We start from the raw sequence: 25,176 nt of genomic DNA on the forward strand, positions 1-25,176 counted from the left end.
CCGGGACACGGTCATCTCAGGAGATTCCAAACTCTTTGCTGATGAAGTCGAAGATCTCGTCGTCGCTGGCCGACTCGAGGTCGGGCCGGTCCGGCGCCTCCCCTGGCCCGGCGGCGAGGTCGGATGCCTTGGCCAGCAGGTCGCGCACCCGCGCGGTGAACCGGTCCCGGGCCTGCGCGTCGAGCGGGATGGCGGCGAGCAGGTTCTCCACCGCGTCGATGCCCTGGAAGATCGGCTGGGTCGACGGCGCCGCGTCGGCGGCGACCTCCGCGGCCAGCTTCTCGGCCAGCGCGGTCGGGGTCGGGTAGTCGAAGACCAGCGTGGCCGGCAGCCGCAGCCCGGAGAGGGCGTTGAGCCGGTTGCGCAGGTCGACGGCGGTGAGCGAGTCGAAGCCCAGTTCGGTGAAGAGCCGGCCGGGGTCGATCGCGTCGGCGGTGGCGTGCCCCAGCACCGCGGCGATGTTGGACCGCACCACGTCGAGCACGACCCGCATCCGGTCCGGCCCGGCCAGTCCGGCGAGCCGCTGGGTGAGCTGCACCCCGCCGGTCCCGGCGCCGCCCGCGTCGACGGAGCGGCGCAGCGGCACCCGGACCAGGGAGCGCAGCATCGGCGCGAGGGTGCCGGTCTCCGCCTGCGCCCGCAGCGCCGCGACGTCCAGCCGCATCGGTACGGCGGTGGGCGTGTCGAGCCGCCAGGCCGCGTCGAAGAGGTTCAGCGCCTGGACCGTGCCGAGCCCGGAGGCGCCCTGTTCGGCCATCCGCCGGACATCGGCCTCGGCGAGGTGGCCGGTCATGCCGCTGGCCTGCTGCCACAGGCCCCAGGCGAGCGAGATGCCGGCGAGTCCACGGGCCCGCCGGTGCGCGGCGAGGGCGTCGAGGAAGGCGTTGGCCGCCGCGTAGTTGGCCTGCCCGGCGCTGCCCAGCGTGGCCGCGCCGGAGGAGAAGAGCACGAACGCGGCGAGGTCCGCGCCGGCGGTGAGCCGGTGCAGGTGCCACGCGGCGTCGATCTTCGGCCGGGCCACGGCGTCGATCCGCTGCGGTGTCATCGCCTCCAGCACGCCGTCGTCGAGGACGCCGGCGGCGTGCACGACGGCGGTGAGCGGATGCGCGGCGGGTACGCCGGCCAGCAGCGCCGCCAGCTCCGCCGGGTCGGCGGCGTCGCAGGCCGCCACGGTCACCTCGGCACCCGCGTCGGTCAGCTCGGCGACCAGTTCGGTCACCCCGTCGGCGGTCGGGCCGCGCCGTCCGGCGAGCAGCAGGTGGCGTACGCCGTGGGTGGTCACCAGGTGCCGGGCCAGGATCCGGCCGAGGGTGCCGGTGCCGCCGGTGACGAGGACGGTGCCGTCCGGGTCGATGCCGCCGGGCAACGGGTCCACCCCGGCCGGCATCCGCACCAGCCGTGCGGTGCGGACCTGTCCGGCGCGTACGGCGAGCTGCGGTTCGCCGGAGGCGAGCGCGGCGGCCACGACCGCCGCCGTGTCGGGGTGGTCATCGAGGTCGATCAGCTGGCAGCGGCCGGGGTGCTCGAGCTGGGCACTGCGCAGCAGGCCCCACACCGGCGCCTGGCGCAGGTCGACCGTCGACTGCGCGGCCACCGCCACGGCGTGCCTCGTCACCAGCGCCAGCCGGGATGCGGCGAACCGTTCGTCGGCGAGCCAGGTCCGCAGGGCCGCCAGGGTCCGGTGGGTGGTGGCCCGGGCCTGTTCGGCGACCGTCGCGTCGTCGTCCGGGCGGTCCGGTTCCGCCGGGCCCACCGGAACGATCACCAGTTCGGGCGCCTCCCCGTCACCGGCGAGCAGGTCCGCGAGGGAGTCCAGGTCGACGTCGGTACGTACCCGGACGCCCGCGGCCTCGCAGGCGGCGCCGAGCGCGAGGTCGTCGGCGCCGAGCGCCACCCATCTGCCGGCGGCCGGCACCGGGCCGACCGGGACGGGCAGCACCGGCCAGTCGAGTTGGAACAGGGACTCGTGCCGGCCGGAGCGGGCCGCGCCGAGGGCGTCCCCGGCGACCCGCCGCATGATCAGTGAGTCGACCTCCATGACCGGGGCGCCGGTGGCGTCGCCGATCTGGAAGGAGACGCCGACGTCGCCGGCCGCCGCGACGCGTACCCGCAGCGCGGTGGCGCCTGCCGCGTGCAGCGACACTCCCGTCCAGGCGAAGGGCAGCCGGGGGACGTTGGTGTCGCCGCCGTCGCCCATCCGGCTGAGGAAGCCGCCGATGGACATGGCCTGGAGCGCGCCGTCGAGCAGCGCCGGGTGCACGCCGAACCGCCCGGCGTCGCTCCGGTAGTCGCCGGGCAGTTCCACCTCGGCGAACACCTCGTCGCCCCGGATCCAGGCGGCCCGCAGGCCGCGGAACGCCGGACCGTAGCCGAACACGGTCGCCTCGATGCCGGAGTAGAAGTCGTCGGACTCGACGGCGACGGCCCCGGGCGGTGGCCACACCCCGAGGTCGAAGGTTGCCACCGGCCGGTCCGGGCCGGTCGGGGCGACCAGGCCGGTGGCGTGGCAGGTCCAGGAGGCGTCGGCGAGGGTCTCGTCGGCGTCGTCCCGGGACGGCCGCGAGTGCAACTGCACGGTACGGCGTCCGTCGGCGTCGCGGTCGCCGACGGTGAGCTGGATCTGCAGGGCGCCCGGCTCGGGCAGGACCAGCGGGGCGAGCAGGGTGAGTTCGTCGAGCCGGGGGCAGCCGGCCTGCTCGCCGGCGTACGTGGCCAGTTCCACGAAGGCGGTGCCGGGCAGCAGGATCGCGTCCATCACCCGGTGCTCGCCGAGCCACGGGTGGGTACGTACCGACAGCCGGCCGGTGAAGACCATCCGCTCGCTGTCGGGGAAGGTGAGCGCGGCGCTGAGCAGGGGGTGTCCGGGGTCGTGCAGCCCGGCGGCGGCCACGTCCTGGACCTGGTACGCCGGCATGTCGATCCAGTACCGGCGGTGGTCGAACGCGTACGTCGGCAGCTCCGTCACCGCAGCCGGCGCCAACACCGCCGTCAGGTCGACCGGCAGACCGATCGTGTACGCCGTCGCCAGGCTGGTCAACAAGCGCGTCGGGTCGTCCTCACCCCGACGCAGGGTGCCCAACACATGCCCGGTGGTGTCCAGGTCGTCCAGGATCGCGGTCACCGGCATCCCCAACACCGGATGCGGAGACACCTCCACAAACGTCGAATACCCGGCTTGCACCGCAACCCGGACCGCGGTGTCGAACAACACCGGCCGCCGCAGATTCTCATACCAGTAGTCCGCACCCATCGACCCCGGATCCACCCAGTCACCGGTCAACGTCGACACCAACCGCACCCCACCGGTCCGCGGCGCGACACCCGCCAGATCCGTCCGCAGCTGCTCGGCGACCTGCTGCACCGCCGGCGAATGCGACGCGTAGTCCACCGGAATGATCCGCGCCCGGACACCGTCGGCCTGACACGCCGCGACCAGATCCGCGACCGGCCCGGGCGGACCCGACACCACCACCGTCGAGGGGCCGTTCACCGCCGCCACACCCACACCCACAAACCCGTCCAGACGAGCGGTCACCTGCTCGACCGACAGATCCACCGACGCCATCGCACCCGAACCCGCCAACACCGCCAACGCCCGCGACCGCAACGCCACCGTCTTCGCCGCATCCTCCAACGACAAAATCCCGGCCACACACGCGGCGGCGATCTCCCCCTGCGAATGCCCGATGACGGCACGTGGAGTTACGCCGGCCTGCTTCCACACCGCGGCCAGGGCAACCCCGACCGCGAACAACACCGGCTGCACCACCTCCACCCGCTCCAACCACGACTCGTCGTCACCGGTCAACACCGACACCAGATCCACATCCACCCACGGCGCCAACGCCCGCTCACAATCAGCCAACGCCTCGTCGAACACCGCACACGAACCGACCAGACCCGACGCCATCCCCACCGACTGCGCACCCTGACCCGGAAACACGAACACCGGACCGGCACCAACGCCACCAGCGACGCCCGACACCACGTTCCCCACCGGAGAACCCTCGGCCAACGCCCGCAACCCCGCCAACAACTCCCCGACGTCACGACCGACAACCACCGCCCGGTGATCGAACACCGACCGGGTCGACGCCAGGGTCCACGCCACCTCCGCCGGATCCACGTCGGCGGCCCGGCCCCGGACGAACTCCGCCAACCGGGCCGCCTGCCCGGCGAGCGCCCCCTTGGACCGCGCCGAGACGGACCACACCACCGGCCCGTTCGCGACGGCACCCGCCCCGGACGTCGGCCGGTCCCCGGTGTCCGGAGCCGGCTCGTCGGCCTGCTCGATGATCACGTGGGCGTTGGTGCCGGAGATGCCGAACGACGACACCGCCGCCCGGCGGGGCCGGTCCACCGCCGGCCACGGCCGCGCCTCGGTCACCAGCGACACCGCACCCGCCGACCAGTCGATGTGCGGAGACGGCTCGTCGACGTGCAGGGTGGCGGGCACCACCCCGTGCCGCATCGCCAACACCATCTTGATCACCCCGGCGACACCGGCCGCGGCCTGGGCGTGCCCGATGTTCGACTTGATCGAACCGAGCAGCAACGGCCGCTCCTCGGGCCGGTCCTGCCCGTACGTCGCCAGCAGGGCGTGCGCCTCGATCGGATCACCGAGGGTGGTGCCGGTGCCGTGCGCCTCCACCACGTCCACATCGCCCGACGACAACCGCGCCGACGCCAACGCCTGCCGGATGACCCGCTGCTGGGCCGGACCGTTCGGGGCGGTGAGCCCGTTGGAGGCACCGTCCTGGTTGACCGCACTCCCCCGCACCACCGCGAGCACCCGGTGCCCGTTGCGCCGGGCGTCCGACAGCCGCTCCACCAGCAGCATGCCCACGCCCTCGGACCAGCCGGTGCCGTCGGCGGCGGCGGCGAACGACTTGCACCGGCCGTCGGCGGCCAGGCCCCGCTGCCGGGAGAACTCGATGAACGCGGTCGGGGTGGCCATCACCATGACGCCGCCGGCCAGCGCCAGATCGCACTCGCCGCGACGGAGGGCCTGACCGGCCCAGTGCAGCGCCACCAGCGACGAGGAGCAGGCGGTGTCCAGCGACACGGCCGGCCCCTCCAGCCCGAAGGTGTACGCCACCCGGCCGGAGATGACGCTGCTGGTGAGCCCGGTGAGGGCGTATCCCTCGGTGCCCTCGGGGGCGTACGCCAGCAGCGAGGCGTAGTCCTGGCCGCTGGTGCCGACGAAGACGCCGGTGCTGCTGCCCCGCATCCGCGCCGGGTCGAGGCCGGCGGACTCGAAGGTCTCCCAGGTGGTCTCCAGCAGCAGCCGCTGCTGCGGGTCCATGGCCAGGGCCTCGCGCGGCGAGATGCCGAAGAAGTCGGGGTCGAAGCGGTCCACCCCGGTCAGGAAGCCGCCGCCACGGGCGTAGAAGGTGCCGCTCTGGTCCGGGTCGGGGCTGTAGAGCGTGTCGAGGGCCCAGCCCCGGTCGGTGGGCAGGTCGGTGATGGCGTCGACGCCGTCGGCCACCAGCTGCCACAGGTCGTCCGGTGACCAGACCCCGCCGGGCAGCCGGCACGCCATGCCGACGATGGCGAGGGGTTCGTCGTCGTCGACCGTGACGGTGGCGGGCGTGGGGCGTACCGGTGCGGCGTCGCCGGCGACCTCGGTGGCCAGGAAGGCAGCCAGCGCCAGCGGGGTCGGGTAGTCGAAGACCAGGGTCGCCGGCAGCCGCATGCCGAAGGCGACGTTGAGCCGGTTACGCATCTCGACGGCGGTCAGCGAGTCGAAGCCGAGCTCGCTGAACGCCCGTGGGGCCTCGATCACCGCCGGGTCGGGGTAGCCCAGCACGGCCGCCGCCTGCCCCCGGACGATCTCCAGCAGCGCGTTGTGCAGGTCGGCCGCACCGAGACCGGCGAGCTGCTGGACGAGGGACGCGCCGGTGGTCACCGCGGCGGCCCGGGCCGGCATCCGGACCAGGCCCCGGTACAGCGCCGGCACCACACCGCCGGCGAACTGCGCCCGCATCGCGGCCAGGTCGAGCCGCGCCGGCACCACCGCCGCCTGGCTGGTGCGGCAGGCCGCGTCGAAGAGGGCCAGGCCCTCCTCGGCCTCCATCGCGACCACGCCGGAGCGGGAGATCCGGTTCAGGTGTACGTCGTCCAGCTCGGTGGTCATGCCGCTGCGGTCGGCCCACAGCCCCCAGGCCAGGGTGAGGGCGGCCAGCCCACGGGCCTCGCGGTGCTGGGCCAGCCCGTCCAGGAACGCGTTCGCGGCGGCGTAGTTGCCCTGGCCGGGGCCGCCGGCGGTGGCGGCCATCGAGGAGTACGAGATGAACGCCCGCAGGCCCAGGCCGGCGGTGAGTTCGTGCAGGTTCCAGGCGGCGTCCACCTTCGGCCGCAGCACGCTGTCCACCTGCTCCGGGGTGAGCCTGGGGATGGTGCCGTCGTCCCGGACGCCGGCGGCGTGGATGACGACGGTCAGCGGGTGTGCGGCGGGGATGCCGGCCAGCAGGTCGGCGACCGCGGCCCGGTCGGTGACGTCGCAGGCCGCGACGGTGACGGTGGCGCCGAGGTCGGCCAGTTCCGCGCGGAGTTCGGCGACGCCCTCGGCGGCGGCGCCGCGCCGGCTGGTGAGGATCAGGTGCCGTACCCCGTGGTCGGTGACCAGGTGCCGGCTCATCAACTGGCCGAGGGTGCCGGTGGCGCCGGTGATCAGGACGGTGCCGTCGGCGTCGAACGGCGACGGGGCCGGTTCCGGCTGGGCCGGCACCCGGGTGAGCCGGGCGGCGTACGGGACACCGGCCCGGATGGCGAGCTGCGGCTCGTCGCCCAGCATGCCGCGCACCACCGCCTCGGCCGCATCCGCCGGGTCGTCGACGTCGACGAGGACGAACCGGCCGGGGTTCTCCGACTGGGCGGAGCGGACCAGGCCGACGACGGCGGCACCGGCCAGGTCGGTCACGTCGGGGTCGGGACCGGCGGCGACGGCGCCGCGGGTGACGAGGACCAGCCGGGAGCCGGCGAAGCGGTCGTCGGCGAGGAACTGCTGGAGCACCGCGAGCGCCCGGTGGGTGGCCGCGGTCACCGCCCCGGGAACGTCCGACGCGTCCGCCAGGTCCATGAGGGACGCGACGACCACGTCGGGGGTCCCGTCGCCCATCGCCCGGGTCAGGGTCGCCAGGTCGGGGTACGCGCCGGTCGCGCCGACCGCCGCCGCCAGGCCGCTGCCGGCGGGGTCGACCACCGCCGACACCACCCCGGGCAGCTCCGCCGGCACCGGCGCCGGCACCCAGTCCACCCGGTACAGCGACTCGTCGGCTCCGCCGCCGGCCACCCGCAACTGGTCGGCGGAGACCGGCCGCAGCACGAGGGAGCCGACCGAGACGACCGGCGCACCGGCGACGTCGGCGAGCAGCAGGGAGATGCTGTCGGTGCCGGTGTGGGTGACCCGTACCCTGGCCGCGGCGGCACCGGCGGCGTGCAGCGCCACGTCGTTCCAGGAGAACGGCAGCCGCCCGTAGCCGGCCGGGGCCGGCCCGCCGGCCGGCGCGACGGGGGTGGGCAGCCCGAGCGTGTGCAGCGCGGCGTCCAGCAGGACGGGGTGCAGCCCGTACACGCCGGCCTCGGCGGCCGGGCTCTCCGGCAGCGCCAGCTCGGCGAAGAGGTCCTCGCCCCGACGCCAGGCGGCCCGCAACGCGATGAACGAAGGGCCGTAGTCGTAGCCCTGGGCGGCGAGGTTCAGGTAGAGGTCGCCGGTGTCGACGGGCGTCGCGTCCGGCGGCGGCCAGGCGGTCAGGTCGGACCAGCCGGGTACGGCGGTCGGCGTGGCGGGCGTGCTGGCCAGCATGCCGCTGGCGTTGCGGGTCCAGGTCTGCTCGCCGTCGTCGGTGCCGGGGTCGGTGGCGGAGTGCAGCGAGACGGACCGGCAGCCGGTCTCGTCGGCCGGGCCGATCCAGAGCTGGATGTCCACGCCGCCGGTCTCCGGCAGGATCAGCGGGGCCTCGAGGGTCAGCTCGCGGACGTGGTCGGCGCCGACGTGGGCGCCGGCCTGCAGGGCGAGTTCCACGAAGCCGGTGCCGGGCAGCAGCACGGTGTCGAAGACGACGTGGTCGGAGATCCACGGGTGGGTACGCCGGGCCAGCCGGCCGGTGAAGAGGAACCCTTCCGCGTGGGCGACGCCGACGGCCGCGCCGAGCAGCGGGTGCCGGGCGGGGCGGAGACCGACGGCGGTGACGTCGCCGGTCCAGCCGGCGCCGCCCTCCGGCCAGTAGCGCTGGTGCGCGAAGGCGTACGTGGGCAGGTCGACCCGGGTGGCGCCGGTCTCGGCGTACCAGTTCTGCCAGGTGACCGGGACGCCGTGGACGTGCAGTTCGGCCAGGGCGTGCAGCAGCGCGTGCGCCTCGGGCCGGTCCTTGCGCAGCGTCGCCACCGCGACGGTGTCGTCGCCGGTCAGCAGTTCGCCGTTCATGGCGGTCAGCACGCTGCGCGGGCCGATCTCCAGGAACGTTCCCGCTCCGGCCGCCTGGAGGGCGGTGATCCCGTCGGCGTAGCGGACCGCCTCCCGCACGTGCCGCACCCAGTAGTCCGGGGTACGGATCTCGTCCGGGTCGGCGAGCGCACCGGTCAGGTTCGACACCACCGGCAGCAACGGCGCCACGAACGTCAACCCGTCGAGCACCGTGCGGAACTCGGCCAGCATCGGCTCCATCAACGGGCTGTGGAACGCGTGACTGACCCGCAACCGCCGGGTCCGCACACCCTTGCCGGACCAGAACGCCTCGACCTCGTCCAGCGCGTCGTTCGCTCCGGAGACGACCACGGCCGACGGGCCGTTGACGGCCGCGACCCCGACCCCGGCCAGTCCGGCCAGGGACTCCCGCACGGCCGCCTCGTCGGCGGCGACCGCGAGCATTCCGCCACCGGCCGGCAGGGCCTGCATCAACCGGCCCCGCGCCGCCACCAGGGCACACGCGTCCGCCAGGGACAACACACCGGCCACGTGCGCGGCCGTCACCTCGCCGATCGAGTGACCGCCGACGTAGTCCGGCACGATCCCGAACGACTCCACGAGGCGGAAGAGCGCCACCTCGACCGCGAACAGACCCGCCTGGGTGAACGCCGTCTGGTCCAACAGGTCCGCCTCGGGCGACCCCGCCTCGGCGAACAACACCTCCCGCAACCCACCCGGCAACAGCCCGCACACCTCGTCCAGCGCCGCCGCGAACACCGGGAACGCGCCGTACAACTCACGACCCATCCCGGCCCGCTGCGCACCCTGACCGGAGAACAACACCGCAAGCGGTCCCCGACGTACCCCCGAACCGGTCACCACCGCGCCCGACGGCGAACCCGCCGCCAACGCACGCAGCCCGGCCAGCAGATCGTCCCGGCCCTCCGCCAGCACCACCGCCCGGTGCTCCAGGACCGAACGGGTCGTCACCGACGACCAGCCCACGTCCACCGGACGCAGGTCGGCGTCCCCGGCCAACCACGCCGCCCACCGCTCGGCCTGGCCGGGCACGGCGGCCGCCGCACGCGCGGAGAGCAGCACCGGCAGGACCGGCAGCCGGTCCCGTGGCCCGGCCGGCGCGACGGCTTCCGGTTCGGGGGCCTGCTCGATGATGGTGTGCGCGTTGGTGCCCGACACCCCGAACGACGACACCCCCGCGCGACGCGGCCGCTCCACCGCCGGCCACGGCGTCGCCTCGGTCACCAGCGACACCGCACCCGCCGACCAGTCCACCTCCGGAGTCGGCGCGTCCACGTGCAACGTCGGCGGCACCACCCCGTGCCGCATCGCCATCACCATCTTGATCACACCGGCCACGCCGGCGGCGGCCTGGGCATGGCCGATGTTCGACTTCACCGAGCCGAGCAGCAGCGGTGCCGCCTCGCCCCGGTCCTGCCCGTACGTGGCAAGAAGCGCCTGGGCCTCGATCGGGTCGCCGAGGCGGGTCCCGGTGCCGTGCGCCTCCACCACGTCCACGCCACCGCTGGCGAGACCGGCGGCGGCCAGGGCCTGCTGGATCACCCGCTGCTGGGAGGGGCCGTTGGGCGCGCTGAGCCCGTTGGAGGCACCGTCCTGGTTGACCGCGCTGCCGCGCACCACGGCGAGCACCGGGTGGCCGTTGCGGCGGGCGTCGGAGAGCCGTTCGAGCAGGAGGACACCGACCCCCTCGGACCAGCCGGTGCCGTCGGCGGCGGCGGCGAAGGCCTTGCACCGGCCGTCGCCGGCCAGACCCCGCTGGCGCGCGAACTCCACGAAGGCCGCCGGAGTGCACATGGCGGTGACGCCGGCGACGACCGCCAGCGTGCATTCCCGCTGCCGCAGCGCCTGCCCGGCCAGGTGCAGCGCCACCAGCGACGACGAGCAGGCGGTGTCGACGGTGACCGCCGGGCCCTCCAGGCCGAAGGTGTAGGCGATCCGGCCGGAGACGACGCTGCCGGCGTTGCCGGTCATCAGATGCCCCTCGAGGCCCTGTGCGGCGCCCATCAGCACGCCGCCGTAGTCCTGCCCGGTGCTGCCGGCGAACACCCCGGTCCGGCTGCCGCGCAGCGACAGCGGGTCGATGCCGGCACGTTCGAAGACCTCCCAGGAGGTCTCCAGCAGCCACCGCTGCTGCGGGTCCATCGCCAGCGCCTCGCGCGGCGAGATCGCGAAGAAGCCGGGGTCGAAGTCGGCCAGGTCGTGGACGAAGCCGCCGTGCCGGGTGTACGAGGTGCCGGGCTGGTCGGGGTCGCTGTCGTAGAGCGAGTCGAGGTCCCAGCCCCGGTCCTCGGGGAACGGGGTCATCACGTCCCGTCCGCCCGCGACCACGTCCCACAGGTCCTCCGGGGTACGCACCCCGCCGGGAAAGCGGCAGCTCATGGAGACGATGGCGATCGGCTCGTGTTCGCCGGCCTCCACCTCGCGCAGACGCTGGCGTACCTGGTGCAGGTCGGCCGTCACCCGCTTCAGGTAGTCGAGAAGCTTCGCCTCGTCAGCCATTGACCGTCCACTCCTCCGTTTGACCTGTCGACCCGGCAGCGCTCACGTCAGGACACCCCCAGCTCCCGGTCGATGAAGTCGAAGACCTCGTCGGGCGTCGCGTCCTGGAGCTTCTCGGCGACGGTCTCGCCACCGGCCGGCGCGTCCGTCTCGTTGAGCGCGGACAGCAGTGCCCGCAGCCGCTCGGTGATCCTGATCCGGGCGCTACGTTCCGGGACGGACCCGAGCAGCGCCGCTTCCAACCTGTCCAGCTCACCGAAGACCGGGGCCGCGCCGACCGCCCCGCCGTCGACGACCGCGGCCCGGACGAACTCGGCCAGCGCCTCGGCCGTCGGATAGTCGAAGACGACGGTGGCGGGAAGCCGTACGCCGGTGGCGGCCGCGAGCCGGTTGCGCAGCTCGACGGCGGTCAGCGAGTCGAAGCCGAGCTCGCGGAATGCCCGGTCCGGTTCCACCGACTCCGCCGTCGGGTGCCCGAGTACGGCGGCGGCCTGTCCGCGTACGAGATCGAGCAACGTCTTGCGCCGTTCGGCCTCGTTCTGCCCGGCGAGCAGGGCGGCGAGGTCCTCCGGGGCACCGTCGTTCTGCTCGGCCTGCTGCGCCACGGCCTGCCGCGCCTCGGCGACGCCGTGGAGCAGCGGGCTGGGGCGGACCGCGACGAAGCCTGGAACGAACTGGTTCCAGTCGATGTCGACGATCAACGTGACCGGTTCGCGCCTGTCGACGCACTCGCCGAGCGCCGTCAGCGCGGATCCGCTGTCCAGGCGGGCGACCCCGGAGCGGCGGCGGCGTTCCTCGACCGCCGGGTCGGCGGCGGCCATCCCGCCGGCGGCCCACGGTCCCCAGGCGACGGAGGTCGCCGGCAGTCCCTGCTCCCGCCGGTGCTCGGCGAGCGCGTCGAGGTACGCGTTGGCCGCGGCGTAGCTGCCCTGCCCGGCGGCGCCGAGCTGCCCGGCCATCGCGGAGAAGAGTACGAAGGCGCGCAGGTCGTGGTGCGCGGTCAGCTCGTGCAGGTGACTGGCACCGAGGACCTTGGGGCGCAGCACGGTGGCCAGCCGCTCGGGGTCGAGACCGTCGAGCACACCGTCGTCGAGCGCCCCCGCGGCGTGCACCACCGCGGTCAGCGGGGCGTCGGCGGGAATCTCGGCGAGCAGCTTCGCGAGCGCGGCGCGGTCGGCGATGTCGCAGGCGGCGACGGTCACCCGGGTACCCGCCGCGGTCAGTTCGGCCACCAGTTCCGGCAGGCCCGGGGCGGCATCACCCCGGCGGCCGACCAGCAGCAGGTGTTCGGCGCCCCGGGCGGCCAGCCAGCGGGCGACCTCGGCGCCGAGCGCCCCGGTGCCGCCGGTGACCAGGGTGGTCCCGCGGTGGTCGACCGGGTCTCCGGTCGCCGCGCCGGTGGCGGGGGCCCGGACGAGCCGGCGGACCAGGACGGTGGTGCCGTCGACGGCGAGTTGGTCCTCCCCGTCGGGCCCGGTCAACGCGGCGCAGAGCAGGTCCCAGCCGTGGTCGTCGAGCGTGGCCGGTACGTCGACGAGGCCGCCCCAGCGCTCGGGCTGTTCGAGGGCGACGACCCGGCCGAGGCCCCACAGCAGGGACTGTGCCGGCCGGATGTGCCGGCCGGCGACGCCCCGGGTGAGGCACCACAGTGGCGCGGCGACATCGAGGTCGCCGAGGGCCTGCACCAGCGCGAGGGACCGGGCGAGGAACGGCGGCACCGGCTCGATGTCGCCGGGCGCGGACGGGTCGGTCAGGGCGAGCAGCGACACGATGCCGGCGGCCGTGGGTACGGCGTCGTCGGCGGGTCGGAGGCCGGCGGCGGTGAGCCGCGTGGCGACGGCGCCCCGGTCGTGGTCCGCGTCGGTCAGGATGACCAGGTGGGCGTCGGCGCCCCGGCGGTTCAGTTCGGCGACCGCCGTCTCGCCGTCGGCGCGGCCCCGCTCGTCGGCCACGACCCACCAGGTGCCGGGGAGGAAGGCGACCGGCATGCCGGCGTACGGCTGCCAGACGGTGCGGTAGCGCCGTTCGTCCAGAGTGGACCGCTCGCGTTGCTGTCGGCGCCAGGTGGCCAGGAGCGGCAGTGCCGCGCCGAGGGTCTCCAGCGACTCGGCCGTGCCGTCGGCGGTGAGGGTCGCCAACGCCGCGAGGTCGTGCTGCTCGACGGCCGCCCAGAACGCGGTGTCGACGTCGTTGGCGGTGGTGTCGCCGAGCGCCTGCCCGGCGGCTTCGGGCCAGTACCGGTCCCGCTGGAACGCGTACGTCGGCAACTCCGTCACCGCCGCCGGCGCCAACACCGCCGTCAAATCAACCGGCAGACCGACCGTGTACGCCGTCGCCAGACTCGTCAACAACCGGATCGGATCGTCCTCACCCCGACGCAGCGTCCCCAACACATGCCCCGTGGTGTCCAGATCGTCCAGGATCGCGGTCACCGGCATCCCCAACACCGGATGCGGAGACACTTCCACAAACGTCGAACACCCCGCCCCGATCGCGACCCGAACCGCCGCATCGAACAACACCGGCCGCCGCAGATTCTCATACCAGTAATCCGCACCCATCGACCCCGGATCCACCCAGTCACCGGTCAACGTCGACACCAACCGCACCCCACCGGTCCGCGGCGCGACACCCGCCAGATCCGTCCGCAACTGCTCGGCAACCTGCTGCACCGCCGGCGAATGCGACGCATAATCCACCGGAATCACCCGGGCCCGCACACCGTCGGCCTGACACGCCGCGACCAGACCCGCGACCGGCCCCGGCGGACCCGACACCACCACCGTCGACGGACCATTCACCGCCGCCACACCCACACCCACAAACCCGTCCAGACGGCCGGTCACCTCCTCGACCGACAGATCCACCGACGCCATCGCACCCGAACCCGCCAACACCGCCAACGCCCGCGACCGCAACGCCACCGTCTTCGCCGCATCCTCCAAACTCAGAATCCCCGCCACACACGCCGCCGCGATCTCCCCCTGCGAATGCCCGATCACGGCACGCGGGGTGACACCGGCGTGCCTCCACACCGCGGCCAGGGCGATCCCGACCGCGAACAACACCGGCTGCACCACCTCCACCCGCCCCAGCCACGACTGGTCGTCACCGGTCAACACCGACACCAGATCCACATCCACCCACGGCGCCAACGCCCGCTCACAATCAGCCAACGCCTCGTCGAACACCGCACACGAACCGACCAGACCCGCCGCCATCCCCACCGACTGCGCACCCTGACCCGGAAACACGAACACCGGACCGGCACCAACGCCACCAGCGACGCCCGACACCACGTTCCCCACCGGAGAACCCCGGCCAACGCTCGCAACCCCGCCAACAACTCCCCGACGTCACGACCGACAACCACCGCCCGGTGATCGAACACCGACCGGGTCGACGCCAGCGACCAGCTGACGCGTGCCGGGTCGACCAGCTCCCGCTCGCGCAGGTGCCGGCCCAGTCGGGCGGCCTGCCCGGCCAGGGCGGACTTCGAGCGCGCCGACAGCGGCCACATCACCACCGGTGCCGTCAGCAGACCGTCGCGGTGGCCCTCGGTGGCGGGGTCGTCGGCGGTCGGCTCCGCCGGCGCCTCGAGGATGACGTGGGCGTTGGTGCCGGAGATGCCGAACGAGGAGATCGCCGTACGGCGGGGTCGCCCGGTCTCGGGCCACGGCTGGGCCTGCGTGGCGAGCGCGATCGCGCCCGCCGACCAGTCGATGTGCGGAGAGGGCTCGTCGACGTGCAGGGTGGCGGGCACGACCCCGTGTTGCATGGCGAGCACCATCTTGATCACGCCGGCGACGCCGGCGGCGGCCTGGGTGTGGCCGATGTTCGACTTCACCGACCCCAACAGCAGCGGTTGGCCCGCCGGCCGGTCCTGCCCGTACGTCGCCAGCAGCGCCTGCGCCTCGATCGGATCACCGAGAGTGGTGCCGGTGCCGTGCGCCTCCACCACGTCCACATCCGCCACCGACAACCGCGCCGACGCCAACGCCTGCCGGATCACCCGCTGCTGCGAGGGGCCGTTCGGCGCCGTCAACCCGTTCGACGCACCGTCCTGGTTGACCGCACTACCCCGCACCACCGCGAGCACCCGGTGACCGTTACGCCGGGCGTCCGACAGCCGCTCCAGGAGCAGGATCCCGGCGCCCTCGCCCCAGCCCGTTCCGTCCGCACCACCGGCGAACGCCTTGCACCGGCCGTCCGGGGCCAGCCCCTGCTGCCGCGAGAACTCCACGAACAGGCCCGGCGTCGCCATCACCGTCACGCCACCGGCGATCGCCAGATCGCACTCACCGGACCGCAGCGACGCGGCAGCCATGTGCATCGCCACCAAGGACGATGAACACGCCGTGTCCACAGACACCGCCGGTCCCTCCAACCCCAATGCGTACGACACCCGACCCGACACCACGCTGGCCGCGTTCCCCGTGCCCGCGAAGCCCTCCGTCTCGGTCGCCGAGCCCATCAACAACGCCCCATAGTCCTGACCATTCGTGCCCACGAACACCCCTGTTCGCGAACCACGCAGTGATCCCGGGTCAACCCCTGCCCGTTCCACCGCCTCCCACGAGACCTCCAACATCAACCGCTGCTGGGGATCCATCGCGACCGCCTCACGTGGCGAGATCCCGAAGAATGCCGCGTCGAAGTCGGCGACGTCGTAGAGGAAGGCACCGGTACGTACGTAGGAGGTCCCGGAGCGGTAGGGGTCGGGGTCATACAAACGGTCGATGTCCCAGCCCCGATCGCCGGGTAGTTCGGAGACGGCGTCCCGGCCGGCGTGCAGCATCTGCCAGAACCGCTCGGGGTCGTCGGCGCCGCCGGGGAAGCGGCAGGCCATCGAGACGATCGCGATCGGCTCGTCGTCGGTGCGGGACACCGACGTGGTCTGCGCCGGCGTGGCGGCGGCGCCGCCCAGTTCCTCGTGCAGGTGCCGGGCCAGGCCGGTCGGGGTCGGGTAGTCGAACACGAGGGTGACCGGCAGTCGCAGCCCGGTGGCGGTGGCGAGCCGGTTGCGCAGCTCGACCGCGGTGACGGAGTCGAAGCCGAGGTCCCGGAAGGCGTGGTGCGGGTCGACCGCCTCCGCGCCGGCGTACTTCAACACCGTCGCCGCCTGGTCGCGGACCAGGTCGAGCAGCGCCTGCTGCCGCTCGGCGTCGGTCATCCGGGCGAGCACCCCGGTCGGGCCGGACTCCGCCACCTCGGTCTGCGCCGCGAGGCTCTTGCCGGCCCGCAGCCGCTGCACGTCGGGCACCTCGGAGATCAGCTGTCCGGGGCGGGTGGCGGTGAAGGCGACCAGGAACCGGTCCCAGGCGATGTTGGAAATGGTCAGGAACGTCTCGTCGTGCTCGACGGCCTGCTGGAGGGCGGTCACGGCGCGCAGCGGATCCATTTCCGGTGCCCCGTGCCGGTGCAGCATCTGGCCGAACTCGCCCTCGGCCATGCCGCCGCCGCCCCAGGCGCCCCAGGCGACGGAGGTCGCCGGCAGGCCCAGGTCCCGGCGGTGTTCGGCGAGTGCGTTGAGGAAGGCGTTGCCGGGGGCGTAGTTGCCGACGCCGGAGCTGCCGACCGTGCCGGACATCGAGGAGAACAGGATGAACGCGGAGAGGTCGAGGTCGCGGGTCAGCTCGTGCAGGTTGAGCGCGGCGGTGACCTTGGCGCTGAGGGCGTAGTCGACCTGGCCCATGGTCAGCGAGTTGATCACGGAGTCGTCCAGCACCGCCGAGGTGTGCACGACCGTGGTGAGCGGGTACTCCGGCGGCAGGTCGGCGATCACCGCGGCGAGGGCGGCCCGGTCGGCGGCGTCGCAGGCCGCGACGGTGACCCGGGCGCCGAGCGCGGCCAGTTCGGCCTCGAGTTCGGCGATCCCGTCCGCCTGTCGGCCCCGCCGGCTGAGCAGCACCAGGTGCTGGGCGCCGTTGGCGGCGAGCCAGCGGGCCAGGTGCCCGCCGAGGGCGCCGGTACCGCCGGTGACCAGGGCGCTGCCCGAGGGGCGCCAGGGTCGTACCGGACCGGTGTCGGCCAGGGGCGCGCGGAGCAGGCGGCGGGCGACGGCGCCGGCCGCGCGCAGCGCCACCTGGTCCTCGTCGTGGTCGCCGCCGAGAACGGCGGCGAGCCGGCGCGCGGTGGTCCCGTCGAGGTCGACCGGCAGGTCGACCAGGCCGCCGAAGCGGTCGGGGTGCTCCAGGGCGGCGACCCGGCCGAAGCCCCAGACGAGTTGCTGGAGGGGGTGCGGCAGGGCCTCGGTGGGCGCGGTGGAGACCGCGCCCCGGGTGAGGCACCACAGCGGTGCCCGCACACCGGCGTCGCCGAGGGCCTGCACGAGCGTCACGGTGCCGGCGAAACCGGTCGGCACCGACGGGTACGCCGGGTGCGCCGTCTCGTCCAGCGCCAGCAGGGAGAGCACGCCGGCCGGCGCGGCCACGTCCTGGGCGAGCCGGGCCCGCAGCAGGTCGGCGAGCGCCGCCCGGTCGGCCCGCTCGGCGTCGAGCACCACCCGGGTCACCTGGGCACCCTGCCCCCGCAGGGCGTCGACGCAGAACGCGACGACGTCGGCGTCGTCCGCGTCGTCCGGGCCGCTGAGCAGCCACCAGGCGCCGGACAGCGGGGTGTCGACCAGGTCGGCGACCGGCAGCCAGCTGTCCCGGTAGCGCCACGAGTCGATCTCGGCCTGCTCGCGGTGCCGGCGGCGCCAGGCGGCGAGGACCGGCAGCAGGTCGGCGACGGCCTGCTCGGGCACGCCGCCGGCCGCGGCGGTCAGTTCCGTGGCGAGGGCGGCCGGGTCACCGGCCTCCACCGCGGCCCAGAACCGGGTGTCCAGCGGGTCGTCACCGCCGCTGCGTGCGGCACCGGCGGCGGTCGGCGCGGCGATCTCCCGGGGCCAGAACATCTGCCGCTGGAACGGGTACGTGGGCAGGTCGCGCCGGCGGGCGGGCCGGCCGTGGAAGGCCGGGCGCCAGTCGACGGTCGCGCCGCCGGCCCAGACCTCGGCGACGGAGGTGAGGAAGCGGTCCAGGCCGCCCTCGTCGCGGCGCAGCGTGCCGACCACGGTGACCGGTACGCCCTCGGCGGCGGCCAGTTCGGCGCTGGCCTGCACGCTCATGGTGAGCACGGGGTGCGCGCTCACCTCGATGAAGGTCCGGTGGCCGGCGGCGGTCAGCGACCGGACGGCCTCGTCGAAGCGCACCGTCTGCCGCAGGTTGCGATACCAGTAGTCGGCGTCGAGGCCGGCGGTGTCGAGCCAGTCGTTGTCGACGGTCGACCAGAACCGCACGTCGGCGGTGCCCGGCCGCAGCCCGGCCAGCAGTTCCCGCAGCCGGTCCCGGAGCGGCTCGACGTGCGCCGAGTGCGAGGCGTAGTCCACGGTGACGCGCCGGACGCGTACCTCCCGGCCCGTGTAGTGGGCGGCGAGTTCGTCGAGTGCGGCGCCGTCACCGGAGACCACCACGGACCCTGGCCCGTTGACGGCGGCCAGGGCGAGCCGCCCCGACCAGCCGTTGATCGTCTCGGCGGCCTCGGCGGCGGTGGTGGCGACGGAGAGCATCCCGCCGTGGCCGGCGATGTCGACGATGACCTTGCTACGCAGGGCCACCACGGCGGCGGCGTCGTCGAGGGTCAGCGCCCCGGCGACGTACGCGGCGGCGATCTCGCCCTGCGAGTGCCCGACCACGGTGGTCGGGTGTACGCCGTACGAGCGCCAGAGGGCGGCGAGCGAGACGCCGACCGCGAAGAGCGTGGGCTGCACGACGTCGACCCGGTCCAGCGACGGCGCGTCCGGGGCGCCCCGGACGACGTCCAGAAGGGACCAGTCGACGTACGGGCGTAGCGCCGCCGCGCAGGCGTGCAGGGTCTCGGCGAAGACCGGGGCGGTGTCGAGCAGGCGGGCGGCCATGCCGCTCCACTGCGAGCCCTGACCGGGGAAGACGAAGACGACCTCGCCGGGCGTGCCGGCGGTGCCGGTGACGGTCCCGGGGGCGGGCCGCCCGTCGGCGAGCCGGCCGAGTGCGGCGGTCAGGTCGGGCCGGCCGCCGGCCAGCACCACCGCCCGGTGCTCGTGGGCGGCGCGGGTGGTGGCCAGCGACCACGCCACGTCGTCCAGTTCCGCGTCCGGTACGCCGTCGAGGTGGTCGCGCAGGTTCCGGGCCCGGTCGGCCAGGGCGGCCGGGGTACGCGCGGCGAGCACCCAGGGCAGTTCGCCGGCCGGGGCGGCCACGTCGGGCCGCGGGTCGGGCCGGTCCGGTTCGGGCGCCTGCTCGTCGGGTGCCTGCTCGAGGATGGTGTGCACGTTCGTGCCGCTGATCCCGAAGGAGGAGACGCCGACCCGGCGGGGGCCGTCCGCCGGCCAGGTGCGGGCCTCGGTGAGCAGCGAGACGGTGCCGGCCGACCAGTCGACGTGCGGGGTCGGCTCGTCGACGTGCAGGGTGCGCGGCAACACCCCGTGCCGCATCGCCATCACCATCTTGATCACACCGGCCACCCCGGCCGCCGCCTGGGTGTGCCCGATGTTCGACTTGACCGACCCGAGCCACAACGGACGGTCGGCCGGCCGGTCCTGCCCGTACGTGGCGATCAACGCCTGCGCCTCGATCGGATCACCGAGGGTGGTGCCGGTGCCGTGCGCCTCGACCACGTCGATCTGGTCGGCGGTGAGCCGGGCGTTGGCCAGCGCCTGCCGGATGACCCGCTGCTGGGCGGGGCCGTTCGGCGCGGTGAGGCCGTTGGACGCGCCGTCCTGGTTGACGGCGCTGCCCCGGACCACGGCGAGGATCGGGTTGCCGTCGCGTTGGGCGTCGGAGAGCCGCTGGAGCACCAGCAGGCCGGTGCCCTCGCCCCAGCCGGTACCGTCGGCGGCGGCGGCGAAGGGCTTGCACCGGCCGTCGGTGGCGAGGCCGCGCTGCCGGGAGAAGCCGACGAAGATGCCGGGGGTGGCCATCACGGTCGCACCGCCGGCCAGCGCCAGGTCACACTCCCCCGCCTGCAGAGCCTGGGCGGCGAGGTGCATCGCGACCAGCGACGACGAGCAGGCGGTGTCGACGGTGACCGCCGGGCCGTGCAGCCCGAACGTGTACGAGAGCCGGCCGGAGATGACGCTGGCCGAGTTGCCGGTGGCGAGGTAGTTCTCGTCGATGCCGCCGGCGACCATCAGCAGCTGGCCGTAGTCCTGCCCGTTGGTGCCGATGTAGACGCCGGTACGGCTGCCGCGCAGGCTGGTCGGGTCGATCCGGGCCCGCTCGAACGCCTCCCAGGCGGTCTCCAGCAGCATCCGCTGCTGCGGGTCCATCGCCAGGGCCTCACGCGGGGAGATGCCGAAGAAGGCGGGGTCGAACTCGCCGGCGCCGTCGACGAAGCCGCCCTCGCGGACGTAGCTGGTGCCGGGGTGCTCGGGGTCCGGGTGGTAGAGCTCGGCCAGGTCCCAGCCGCGCTCGCCGGGCATCAGGGTCATCGCGTCGGTGCCGGACTCGACGAGCCGCCAGAGCTGCTCCGGCGAGCTGACGCCGCCGGGGAAGCGGCAGCTCATCGCGACGATGGCGACGGGTTCCTGGTGGAAGGTGACGCCGTCGGTGGCGAGCTGGCCGGGCCCGTCGCCGGCGGTGAGCCGGTGCAGGTGGGTGGCGAGTTCACCGACGGTGGGGTGGTCGAAGACGAGCGTGGCGGGCAGTGTCATGCCGGTCTCGGCGGTGAGCCGGTTGCGCAGTTCGACGGCGGTGAGCGAGTCGAAGCCGAGGTCGCGGAAGGTGCGGTCGGGCAGGGGCTGCCCGGCCGGATAGCCGAGCACCACGGCGGCCTGGACCCGGACCAGTTCGGCAAGCTGCGGCAGGGAACGGCCGACGACCACGGAACGCACCGTGCCGGCCGGTGCCGCCGGCACTCCGGGCAGGCCGCCGAGGAGCGGGTTCGGCCGGGTGGCGCGGCGCGACGCGGCCAGCCGGCCCCAGTCGACGTCGGCCACCAGGAGGGCCGCCTCGTCGGTGTTGACCAGCCGGCCCAGGGCGGTGGCCGCCTCGGCACCGGGCATGGGGTTGAGGCCGCCGCGGGTCAGTCGGGCGGTCAGCGCGCCGTCGGTCGCGGCCATGCCCTGCTCGGCCCAGGCACCCCAGGCCAGGGTGGTGGCCGGCAGCCCCTGGTCGCGGCGCCAGGCGGCGAACGCGTCGAGGTAGGCGTTGGCGGCGGCGTAGTTGGCCTGCCCGGCGCTGCCGATCACCCCGGCGAGGGAGGAGAAGAGGACGAACGCGTCGAGGGTCCGCCCCGCGGTCGCGGCGTGCAGCACCCGGGTGGCCCGGACCTTGGCGGAAAGGACCGTCCGCATCCGGTCGAGGTCCATCCGGTCGAGTACGCCGTCGTCGACGACGCCGGCGGTGTGCACGACCGCGGTGAGCCCGGGCAGGTCGGCGACGAGCGCGGTGACCGCGTCGGTGTCGGTGACGTCGCAGGCGACCGCCCGGGCGACGCCGAGCGGGGCCAGTTCGTCGACGAGTTCGGCCGCGCCGGGGGCGTCGGGGCCGCGCCGCGACGCCAGCACCACCTCGGCGGCGCCGTGCTCCAGCAGCCACCGGGAGACGTGCCGCCCGAGCGCGCCGGTGCCGCCGGTGACCAGGACGGTGCCGGAGGGCCGCCAGCCGGGGCCGGTCGGCGCGGCGGCCGGGACGAGCCGGCGACCGTACGCCCCGGAGGCGCGTACGGCGACCTGGTCCTGCCCGCCGTCGGCGAGCAGTGCCAGGAACGTCTCCCGGACGGCGCGGTCCACGCGGCCCGGCACATCCACCAGGCCGCCCCACCGGTCGGGTTGTTCGAGGGCGACCACCTGGCCGAGGCCCCAGGCAAGGGCGGCCCACGGGTCGGCGATCCGCTCCCCCGCGGTGGCGGCGACCGCGCCCCGGGAGACGCACCACACCCGGCCGTCGAGGCCGGTGTCGGTGAGGGCCTGCACCAGGGTCAGCAGGACCGCCGCGCCGGTCGACACGGCGGGCGCGTCCGGCAGCGGGTCGTCCCGTTCCGGCAGTACGCACACCACGCCCGTCCAGCCCCGCTCGCCGGTCTCGCGCAGCCGTTCGGCGAGGTCGCGGCGGCTGACGGCCGGCGCGACGGTGAGGGTGTCCACGTCGGCGCCGGCGCCGGTCAGGGCCGCCGCGACGCCCGCGTCGTCGGCGCCGGTGTCGACGACCAGCCAGCGGCCGGGCAGCCCGGGCACCGGGGTCGGGTGCAGCGGCTCCCACGCCACCCGGTAGGACCAGCCGTCGAGGAGGGCGTCGCGCTGCCGGGTCCGTCGCCACGCCGACAGCACCGGCAGTGCCGGGGCGAGGGCGTCCAGGGCGGCGTTCTCGGCGCCGACCTGGGCGGCGAGTGCGGTGAGGTCGCCCTGTTCCACCGCCGTCCAGAAGTCGACGTCCGCGTCGGCCGGCCGCTCGGCGGTGGGCGTGCCGTCGGCGTCGGTGGTCGCCTCGGGCCAGTAGCGGCGTCGCTGGAAGGCGTACGTGGGCAGGTCGAGGCGGGTGGCGCCGGTGTCGGTGAACCAGCTCTGCCAGGTGACCGGGATGCCGTGGACGTGCAGTTCGGCCAGGGCGTGCAGCAGGGCGTGCGGCTCGGGGCGGTCCCCGCGCTGCACGGGCACGGTCAGCGCGTCGCCGGTGGGCAGGTCGGTGTGCAGCGCGGTCAGCACGCTGCGGGGTCCGACCTCCACGAACGTGTCGACCCCGGCCGTGCGCAGGGCGGCGACGCCGTCGGCGTAGCGGACCGCTTCCCGGACGTGTCGCACCCAGTAGTCCGGGGTGCGCATCTCGTCCGGGTCGATCGTTCCGGTGAGGTTGGAGACCACCGGTACGGACGGCGCGGCGAACGTCAGCCGGTCGAGCGTGGCCCGGAAATCGGCGAGCATCGGTTCCATCAGCGGGCTGTGGAACGCGTGACTCACCCGCAGTCGACGCGTCCGCACACCGCGGTCGCCCCAGAACACCTCAAGATCATCCAGAGCGGCCACGTCACCCGACACGACCACCGCCGACGGGCCGTTCACCGCCGCGACCCCGACCCCGACCAACCCGGCCAGCGACTCCCGCACCGCCACCTCGTCAGCCGCGACCGCCAGCATTCCGCCACCGGCCGGCAGGGCCTGCATCAACCGGCCCCGCGCCGCCACCAGAGCACACGCGTCCGCCAGCGACAACACACCGGCCACGTGCGCGGCCGTCACCTCGCCGATCGAGTGACCGCCGACGTAGTCCGGCACGATCCCGAACGACTCCACGAGGCGGAAGAGCGCCACCTCGACCGCGAACAGACCCGCCTGGGTGAACGCCGTCTGGTCCAACAGGTCCGCCTCGGGCGACCCGGCCCCGGCGAACAACACCTCCCGCAACCCACCCGGCAACAGCCCGCACACCTCGTCCAGCGCCGCCGCGAACACCGGGAACGCGCCGTACAACTCACGACCCATCCCGGCCCGCTGCGCACCCTGACCGGAGAACAACACCGCAAGCGGTCCCCGACGTACCCCCGAACCGGTCACCACCGCGCCCGACGGCGAACCCGCCGCCAACGCACGCAGCCCGGCCAACAGATCCGCCGGCTCCTCCGCCAGCACCACCGCCCGGTGCTCCAGAGCGGTCCGGGTCGTCGCCGACGACCAGCCGACGTCGAGCGGACGCGCGTCGTCGGCGGCGGCGAGCCACCGGGCCAACCGGCCGGACTGGGCGGCGACGGCGGTGTCGGAACGGGCCGACAGCGGCACCGGCACGACCGGACGCACCAGCACGGACGGCCGCGGGACGTCGTCCTGCGCCGGTTCGGCGGCCTCCGGCTCGGGAGCCTGCTCGATGATGGTGTGCGCGTTGGTGCCCGACACCCCGAACGACGACACCCCCGCGCGACGCGGCCGCTCCACCGCCGGCCACGGCGTCGCCTCGGTCACCAGCGACACCGCACCCGCCGACCAGTCCACCTCCGGAGTCGGCGCGTCCACGTGCAACGTCGGCGGCACCACCCCGTACCGGATCGCCATCACCATCTTGATCACACCGGCCACGCCGGCGGCCCCCTGGGTGTGGCCGATGTTCGACTTGATCGACCCGAGCAGCAGCGGTCCGCCGTCACCCCGCTCCTGCCCGTACGTGGCGAGCAACGCCTGGGCCTCGATCGGGTCGCCGAGGCGGGTGCCGGTGCCGTGCGCCTCCACCACGTCGACCTGGTCGGGGCTGATCCGGGCGTGGGCCAGCGCCTGCCGGATGACCCGTTCCTGGGAGGGCCCGTGCGGGGCGCTGAGGCCGTTGGAGGCGCCGTCCTGGTTGACCGCGCTGCCCCGGATCACGGCGAGCACCGGCTGTCCCCGGCGTACCGCGTCGGAGAGGCGGGTGACCAGCAGCAGGCCGATGCCCTCGGACCAGGTGGTGCCGTCGGCGGCGGCGGCGAACGCCTTGCACCGGCCGTCGGTGGCCAGGCCGCGCTGCCGGGAGAAGCCGACGAAGACACCCGGGGTCGGCATGACCGTGACCCCGCCGGCCAGGGCCAGGTCGCAGTCGCCGTTGCGCAGTGCCTGCGCGGCCAGGTGCAGCGCGACCAGTGACGACGAGCAGGCGGTGTCGACGGTGACCGCCGGCCCCTCCAACCCCAGGGTGTACGCGACCCGCCCGGAGATGACACTGGGGGCGCTGCCGGTGAGCAGGTGCCCTTCGCCGTTCTCGGTCTGGGCGACCACCCGCTCGTAGCCGTGCGAGGCCGCACCGACGAACACCCCGGTACGGCTGCCACGCACGGCCGGCAGCGGCAGCCCGGCGCGCTCGAACACCTCCCAGGACGCCTCCAGCAGCAGCCGCTGCTGGGGGTCCATGGCGAGGGCCTCACGGGGCGAGATGCCGAACAGGTCGGCGTCGAAGTCCCCGGCGTCGTGGACGAAGCCGCCCTCCCGGACGTAGCTGGTGCCGGGGTTGTCGGGGTCGGGGTGGAACAGCCGGTCGAGGTCCCAGCCCCGGTCGGCGGGGAACGGCCCGATGCCGTCGGCTCCGTCGCGGACCAGGTCCCACAGCGCCTCGGGGCTGTCGACACCGCCCGGGTAACGGCAGCTCATCGCCACGATGGCGATCGGCTCGGTGTCGCGGGCCTCCAGCTCACGCAGCCGACGGCGGGTACGCCGCAACTCGGAGGTCGTCCGCTTGAGGTACTCGACGTACTTCTCGTCCTCGGTGCTCATCGCGAACCCACCTCACTTGGCATGCCGATGTCGGTGCGAC

At 74.5% G+C, this 25,176-nt stretch carries 3 protein-coding genes; all 3 read right to left on the minus strand.

Annotated features, from left to right (window positions below):
* Window positions 1-16: 16 nt before the first annotated feature.
* Genes Prubr_RS30625 through Prubr_RS30635 form a run of 3 tightly spaced genes read right to left on the minus strand, consistent with a single transcriptional unit; the run spans window position 17 to window position 25,136 of the window.
* Complete coding sequence (locus Prubr_RS30625) at window positions 17-10,948, minus strand: type I polyketide synthase (RefSeq protein WP_212818399.1); 10,932 nt, start codon at window positions 10,946-10,948, stop codon at window positions 17-19.
* Window positions 10,949-10,995: 47 nt separating this feature from the next.
* Window positions 10,996-14,169, minus strand: a complete 3,174-nt coding sequence (locus Prubr_RS30630) for an SDR family NAD(P)-dependent oxidoreductase (protein WP_246569078.1) — start codon at window positions 14,167-14,169, stop codon at window positions 10,996-10,998.
* Window positions 14,064-25,136 carry a type I polyketide synthase gene (locus Prubr_RS30635; protein ID WP_212818402.1) on the minus strand — a complete coding sequence of 3,691 codons (11,073 nt, stop codon included), beginning with the start codon at window positions 25,134-25,136 and terminating at the stop codon, window positions 14,064-14,066. Before Prubr_RS30635 ends, Prubr_RS30630 begins: the two co-directional genes overlap by 106 nt.
* Window positions 25,137-25,176: the final 40 nt, after the last annotated feature.

The sequence above is a fragment of the Polymorphospora rubra genome (assembly GCF_018324255.1).
Lineage (GTDB): Bacteria > Actinomycetota > Actinomycetes > Mycobacteriales > Micromonosporaceae > Polymorphospora > Polymorphospora rubra.